5 protein-coding genes are annotated in these 7215 nt (G+C 71.4%); 3 read left to right on the forward strand and 2 right to left on the reverse strand.

Going from position 1 to position 7215, the window contains the following annotated elements; genetic code table 11:
• Positions 1-115: 115 nt before the first annotated feature.
• Positions 116-910, reverse strand: a complete 795-nt coding sequence (locus ABZ484_RS13145) for a helix-turn-helix domain-containing protein (RefSeq protein ID WP_358865957.1) — start codon at positions 908-910, stop codon at positions 116-118.
• Between the two features lie 395 nt (positions 911-1305).
• On the opposite strand from ABZ484_RS13145, the gene ABZ484_RS13150 reads away from it, so the two are divergent.
• Positions 1306-2682 (forward strand): NAD(P)/FAD-dependent oxidoreductase, encoded by a 1377-nt coding sequence (locus tag ABZ484_RS13150; RefSeq protein ID WP_358865958.1) that lies wholly within the window; start codon positions 1306-1308, stop codon positions 2680-2682.
• A 239-nt stretch (positions 2683-2921) separates the two neighbouring features.
• Positions 2922-4598 (forward strand): SpoIIE family protein phosphatase, encoded by a 1677-nt coding sequence (locus ABZ484_RS13155; RefSeq protein ID WP_358865959.1) that lies wholly within the window; start codon positions 2922-2924, stop codon positions 4596-4598.
• Between the two features lie 73 nt (positions 4599-4671).
• On the opposite strand, the gene ABZ484_RS13160 is transcribed toward ABZ484_RS13155, so the two are convergent.
• Positions 4672-5955: an MFS transporter gene (locus ABZ484_RS13160; RefSeq protein ID WP_358865967.1), complete on the reverse strand. Its 1284-nt coding sequence runs from the start codon at positions 5953-5955 to the stop codon at positions 4672-4674.
• A 172-nt stretch (positions 5956-6127) separates the two neighbouring features.
• On the opposite strand from ABZ484_RS13160, the gene ABZ484_RS13165 reads away from it, so the two are divergent.
• Positions 6128-6679: a MarR family transcriptional regulator gene (locus tag ABZ484_RS13165; protein WP_358865968.1), complete on the forward strand. Its 552-nt coding sequence runs from the start codon at positions 6128-6130 to the stop codon at positions 6677-6679.
• The last annotated feature ends 536 nt before the right edge of the window (positions 6680-7215 follow it).

A 7215-nucleotide genomic window follows, 5' to 3' on the forward strand; every position in this document is an offset into this window, starting at 1 on the left:
TCCGTGGGGAGTTGCCGCGACGCAGTACTGGAATTCACCCGCACGGGGAACGCTCCCCCGATCCACCGAGCCGTCCATCCACCACAGAATGGCTCCACCGCGCACCGCTCCCGGCTCACGCCGGCCGCGACCGCAACCCCTCCAGCAGGATGTCCAGCAGCCGCGCCGAGGCCGCCGCCTGCTGGTCCGCGTCCGGCAGCGACGGCGCCGCCGTCGCGATGACCAGCAGCACGTCCGAGACCGACACGTCCGGCCGCAGCTCGCCCGCCGCGCGTGCCCGCTCCACCAGCCGGCCCACGACCTCCAGCAGCGCCGCCGCCCCGGTGTCGTCGTCCGCCGCGTCCGGTGCGAGCGCCCCGGCCCCCTCGGGCACGAGCCGCAACTCCCCCGGACCCGGCTGTATCCGCTGCTGCGGCACCCGCGCCCCGTCCGGCCCGGCCGACGCCCCGTCGGCACGGTCCTCGGCGACCCCGACCCGCAGCACCTGCGGCGGCAGCAGCCGCCCGGCACCCGACGCCACCGACGTGCGCAGGAACCGCGACAGCGCCGACCACGGCTCGTCCTCCTGGCCGAGCGCGGCCCGCGCCTGGTCGGTCAGCCGGGCCGTCTCCTCCTCGGCTATCCGCCGCACCAGGACGTCCTTGCTCGGGAACCGCCGGTACACCGTCCCCACACCGACCCGCGCCCGCCGCGCCACGTCCTCCATCGGCGCGCCGTAGCCCAGCTCGCCGAAGACCTCGCGCGCCGCCCGCAGTACGTGCTCGAGATTGCGCTGTGCGTCCACGCGCAGAGGTGTCGTCCGGATCGACCGGCCGTCCTCACCGCGTCCGTTGCCCGCCGCCGCGCCCATCGCCCCGCCACCGGGTACGACGGCGGACGCTGTGGACCAATGAGTGTCCTGAGTGTGCATGAGTGATCCCCCGGTAATGACGTCTCCCCCCGGAGACTCCCCGCCGCTGAATCCGGGGTGTGCGGAACAGGGATCACGCACGACCGACCCCGCTCGCCGGGACCCGAGCAGGCCCCGCGGGCTCGTTCGACCACATCCCCCACACCCCGTCGACACACGAACATAGTTGAGAGGGGGTCAATTCAGAAGGGGCAGGTTCCGCACAGAGCGCCCCCCGATCGGAGTACGGGCCGCATACGTCCCGATTGCGTTCCCCGCCACGCCCCGCCCCATACCGTCTGACCTGCACGGCTTCCCCGTACTCCGGTGATCTCGCCGCCCCCGCGCGGCCCCGGCCCGCGGTCACACAATTCGTCGAGGCTGTGGACAAACGACAGTCACGGGTGCGTCATGGGATGGTGAAGGAACGTGCGCGCATTCTCGTTGTCGGCGGCGGCTACGTCGGGATGTACACGGCCCTGCGCCTGCAGCAGCGGATGAAACAGGAGCTCAGGCGGGGCGAGGCCGAGATCACCGTCGTCACGCCCGACCCCTATATGACGTATCAGCCGTTCCTTCCCGAGGCGGCCGCCGGCGCGATCTCCCCGCGGCACGTCGTCGTACCGCTGCGCCGCGTCCTCGACCAGTGCCGCATCGTCGCCGGCGAGGTCCAGGGCATCGACCACGCGCACCGCACCGCCACCCTCACCACCCTCGCCACCGAGGAGCGGGGCGGCACCGAGCAGCTGACGTACGACGAACTCGTCCTCGCGCCCGGTTCCGTCTCACGCACCCTGCCCATCCCCGGCCTCGTCGACTACGGCATCGGCTTCAAGACCGTCGAGGAGGCCATCGGACTGCGCAACCACGTCATCGAACAGATGGACATCGCCTCCTCCACCCGCGACCCCGCCGTCCGCGACGCCGCCCTCACCTTCGTGTTCGTCGGCGGCGGATACGCCGGCGTGGAGGCCCTCGGCGAGCTGGAGGACATGGCCCGCTACGCCGCCCGCTACTACCACAACGTCAAACCCGAGGACATGCGGTGGATCCTCGTGGAGGCCTCGGACCGCATCCTGCCCGAGGTCGGCGAGGAGATGGGCCGCTACACGGTCACCCAGCTGCGCCGCCGCAACATCCAGGTGCTGCTCGGCACCCGCCTGGAATCGTGCGCCGACCGCGTGGCCGTCCTCAGCGACGGCCAGCGCTTCCCCACCCGTACGGTCGTGTGGACCGCCGGCGTCAAACCGCACCCCCTGCTGGCCGCCACCGACCTGCCGCTGGACGCCCGCGGCAGGCTGAAGTGCACCCCGCAGCTGACCGTCGACGGCGTCGAGCACGCCTGGGCCGCGGGCGACGCAGCGGCCGTCCCCGACGTCACCGCCGCCGAACCCGGCACCGACACCGCCCCCAACGCCCAGCACGCCGTGCGCCAGGCCAAGCTCCTCGGCGACAACATCGCGCACTCCCTGCGCGGCGAACCCCTTCAGACGTACGCGCACAAGTACGTCGGCTCGGTCGCCTCCCTCGGGCTGCACAAGGGCGTCGCCCAGGTCTACGGACGCAAACTGAGGGGCTACCCCGCCTGGTTCATGCACCGCGCCTACCACCTCAGCCGGGTGCCCACCGTCAACCGCAAGGCCCGGGTGCTCGCCGAGTGGACCCTGGCAGGACTGTTCAAACGGGAGATCGTCTCGCTCGGTTCGCTGGAACATCCCCGCGCGGAGTTCGAACTGGCCGCCGGTGGAAAGCATCCTCTCGACCCGAACATCAACCCGAAAGGGTCGTCCTGACCGGACCGAGGAACTCCACCGGACGCCCGGGCGTCCCACGGATGTCGGCGCGAGGCGGCCACACTGCCAGACTGGTCCACGACCGGAGGCGGTCGACCCTCCACCCCCGATGAACCGAGGACGCCTTCCGCTGTGCCGCACCCCCCGGGGCAGCGACCACGTGCGGTCACCGCCGCGCGGCCCCACACCCCCGCCGGGCCCGGAGCCGGCCTGAGACGACAGACACGAGGCAAGGATTCGTGAACTTCACGCGCTGGAGCGCCCGGCTCCCCGGAATCCCCGGCACACAGCGCCGCGCCGCAGCGCGGACCGAACTCGCCACCACCACCGCCGACCACCGGTCCGACGGCTCCGTACCCGCCGCCCGCGTCGAACAACTGACCGACGACACAGCGTCCGTGCCCGCCGTCGACGAACTCCCCGCCCGTGAAGTCCTCGACCGCGTGCCCGCCCTCGTCGCCCTCGTCCACGGCGGCGACCACCGCATCGCCTACGTCAACGACGCCTACACCTCCGCCTTCGGTGCCCGCCCCCTCGGCGAACCCGCCCGCGACGCCCTCCCCGAACTGCGCGACCTGGGCCTGCTCCCGCTCCTGGACCAGGTCCTGCGCAGCGGCAGACCCCGCACCCTCAAGTCCCGCAAGGCACCCGACGGCCGCTCCTACACCTTCACCTGTACCCCGGTCAGCGAGGCGGAGAGCCGGTCCCGCACCGCCGGTCCGGGAGTCCTCGTCTTCGCCACCGACGTCACCGACCACGCCGAAGCCGCCGAACGCCTGCGTGCCAGCGAACGCCGCCAGCGCGAAACCGCCGTCACCCTCCAGCGCTCCCTCCTCCCCCAGGTCCTCGAACAACCCGACGACCTGCGCATCGCCGCCACCTACCAGCCCGGCGGCACCGAAGCCGCCGTCGGCGGCGACTGGTACGACGTCATCACCCTCGGCGGCGGACGCACCGCCCTCGTCATCGGCGACGTCATGGGCCGCGGAGTACGGGCCGCCGCCGTCATGGGCCAGCTGCGCACCGCGGTCCGCGCCTACGCCCGTATGGACCTGCCGCCGCACGAGGTCCTCCAGCTCCTCGACGGCCTCGCCGCCGAGATCGACCCCAACCAGATCGCGACCTGCGTCTACGCCGTCCACGACCCCAACGAGGGCCGGCTGGTGTACTCCTCCGCCGGCCACCTGCCGATCCTGGTCCGCGACGAGAACGGCACCGTGCTGCGCGCCGACGAACCCACCGGCCCCCCGCTGGGCACCGGCGGCTGGATGCACTCCTCCGGATCGGTCCCGCTCGGCCCCGGCGCCACCGCGGTGCTCTACACCGACGGCTTGGTCGAACGCCGCGACGAGGACCTCGACGAGGGCATCACCTCCCTGGAGCGAGCCCTGGCCGGAGCCACCGGCACCCCCCAGGTCGTCTGCGACCGCCTGGTCCGCTCGGCCGGTGTGCAGGCCGACCACGACGACGACGTGGCCGTCCTCGTCCTCCAGCACCCCGCCCGCACCGGCCCGGACAGCGAACTCTTCCGCAACGCCGCGCTGGAACTCCTCGGCGGAGTGGAAGCGGCCCCCCGCGCGCGTGCCTTCGCCTCCGGCGTCCTGACCAGCTGGCGCTTCGCGCCCGAACTGCACGACCTCGGCGTCCTCGCGGCCAGCGAACTCGTCGCCAACTCCCTGCAACACGGCACACCGCCCATGCGCCTGCGGCTGCGCCGCACCGACCGCCGCCTCATCGTCGAGGTGACCGACGGCGACGACCACCTGCCCAGGCGCCGCCGCGCCGAACCCGTCGACGAGTCCGGCCGGGGCATCGCCATCGTCGCGACCATCGCCTCCAACTGGGGCGCCCGCCGGACCCCGGGCGGCGGAAAGACGGTGTGGTGCGAGTTCACCCTGCCGAGAAAGCAGCCGTAGCGGCCCCCGTGCGAAGGCGACGGAGCGGCCGCCACCCGAAGGCAACGGCCGCTGCTGTGGTCGGCGCGGGAGCTCACGCCTCCGCGGTCACCGCCGGAGCGGCCGCCCCACCGCGCGCCACCACCCGGCTGCGCGCGCCCCACGGATGGTCCTGCGCGGCGGTGAGCCCCCGCCCCAGCCGCACCGCCAGGACGCTGATCCCGAGCGAGAACACCAGGAACGTCACCACATACGGTCCCGGCAGCGACGCGGCCAGCGGGCCGCCCACCGCCGGCCCGACCGCCAGCGCGAGCTGCTTCACCAGGGCGAACGCCGAGTTGTACTGCCCCGCCATGCCCGTCGGCGCCAGGTCGGCCACCAGCGGCGCGAGCGTGGGGGACAGCATCGCCTCGCCCAGACCGAACAGCGCGTACGTCGACACGAACGCGGCCGTCGCCATCGCCTGGCTGCCGTGCTCGAGCCCCGCGTACGCCGCCGCGCCCCATGCGACCGCCCAGATCACACCCACCGCCGCGATCACCCGCGACCGCCGGCGCCGCTCGACGAACCTCAGCACGGCGAACTGCGCCACCACGATCATCATCGTGTTCGCGGCCAGCGCCGTCCCCAGCGCCGACGTCGATATCCCGGCGGCCTCCACGCCGTAGGCGCTCAGACCCGACTCGAACTGGCCGTAGCAGGCGAAGAACAGCACGAAGCCCAGCACGCACAGCCGCACCATGGCACGGTTGTCGAGCAGCTCCCTCCAGCTGCTCCGGGCCGACCGCCCGGCCGCCGTCGGCGCCTCCTCGACGCGCGGCGCACGCGGCATCCGCACTGTCGCCATCACCACCACCAGCAGCAGGAACACCGCCGCCTCGATCGCGAAGAGCAGGGTGAAGGAGGAGACACGCGTGGTGTCGACGAGGTGACCGCCTATGAGGCCACCGACCCCGAGCCCCAGGTTCTGCAGGAAGAACTGCATCGCGAACGCCCGCGACCGCGTCTCCGCGGTCGAGCAGTCCACGATCATGGTCGCCAGCGCCGGCTGCATCACGGCCTGCCCGGCCCCGAGGGCGCCCGCGGACAGCAGGACGGCCCACGCATGACCCGCCAGACCCAGGCTCAGCGCACCCAGCGCGGCCATGACCAGGGCGGCGAGCAGGACCGGCAGCGGGCCGCGCCGCACGATCGCCCTGCCGGCGAACGGCAGCACGATCAGCGCGGCCACGGCGAAGACGGCGAGGACGAGCCCCGCCGTCATGGCTCCCAGGCCCCGCACCTGCGCCACATAGACGTACAGGTAGGGGACGGTGAAGCCGAGCCCGAACGCGCTGAGTGCGTTGCCCACGTGGATCCGGCGCATCGCTGCGCCCATCGCCCTGGTCACGTTCACCTCTCTCCAGTGGTGGTGCGGATGGTCGGAGTGCCTCGGTACTTAGAGGCGAAGACTTCGAAGCTAAAGTTCGACCCTAAAGACTATACACCGAAGGACTTCAATGCGAGCGGCCTCGTGCGATACTGCGGACATGGGCGAGACCTCCGGCAGCATCGGCGAGACCGACGGCATCGACACCGAGCCGACGCTCGAGGAGCAGATCGCTGCCTACCAGCGCGAGTTCCAGGACCTCGACCCCCAGGTCGAGAAGATCGTCTCGGCGCTCTCCCGCCTGAACCGCCGGATGAACGTCGCCTACGGCCGGCAGACCTCCGCCCTCGGCATCAGCAACGCCGAGTGGGAGGTCCTCAAGGCACTGGTCCTCTCGGGAGCCCCCTACCGGCTGGGCCCGAGCGAACTCGCCAAGCGCCTCGGCCTCACCCCGGCCGCGATGACCCACCGCATCGACCGCATGGTCGCCGAGGGCCTGGTCACCCGGGAGCGCGACGAGTCCAACCGTGTGCGGGTCATCGTCGAGCTGACCCCCGAGGGCCGCGAGAAGTGGCTGGAGGCCATGCGGCTGGCGACGGTGTTCGAGGGTGACCTCCTCCAGGACCTCTCCTCTGCGGAGCGCGCGGTCCTCGGCGAGGTGCTGACCAGGCTCCTGCGCCGGGTCGAGGAGGCCCAGCCGGACGCCGGCGGACGGCTCAGCGACCTCGACTAAAAGATCTTGACAAGGGGTGCTTGACAGCCCCGTCGCGGATCCGTAAAGTTCTTCGGGTTGTCGAGGAGCCGTAACGGTTCTCCGGCAGCACCTCCCGCCGCTCCAGCGGCATCCCAAACCATCAGCACGATCTCCCGAACGGGTTGTTTTCGGCGCGCCCGAATTCAATTCGAAAGGGACTCGTCGATCCGGATCGGATCCCCTCGGGACCCGATTGGGAATCGCCGAGAAGATCCGCTAAGGTTTGAAACGTCGGAACGGCCCAACGGCCGGGAAGACGAACCCCGCTGACCGGGGATCAGGCCGAAAAGGATCTGATAGAGTCGGAACCGCCGGAAAGGGAAACGCGAGAGCGGGAACCTGGAAAGCACCGAGGAAATCGGGTCGGAAAAGATCTGATAGAGTCGGAAACACCGAAGGGAAGCGCCCGGAGGAAAGCCCGAGAGGGTGAGTACGAAGGAAGCGTCCGTTCCTTGAGAACTCAACAGCGTGCCAAAAGTCAACGCCAGATATGTTGATACCCCGTCCATCGGACA

This window comes from Streptomyces sp. NPDC006393, from assembly GCF_040628575.1.
Taxonomy (GTDB): domain Bacteria; phylum Actinomycetota; class Actinomycetes; order Streptomycetales; family Streptomycetaceae; genus Streptomyces.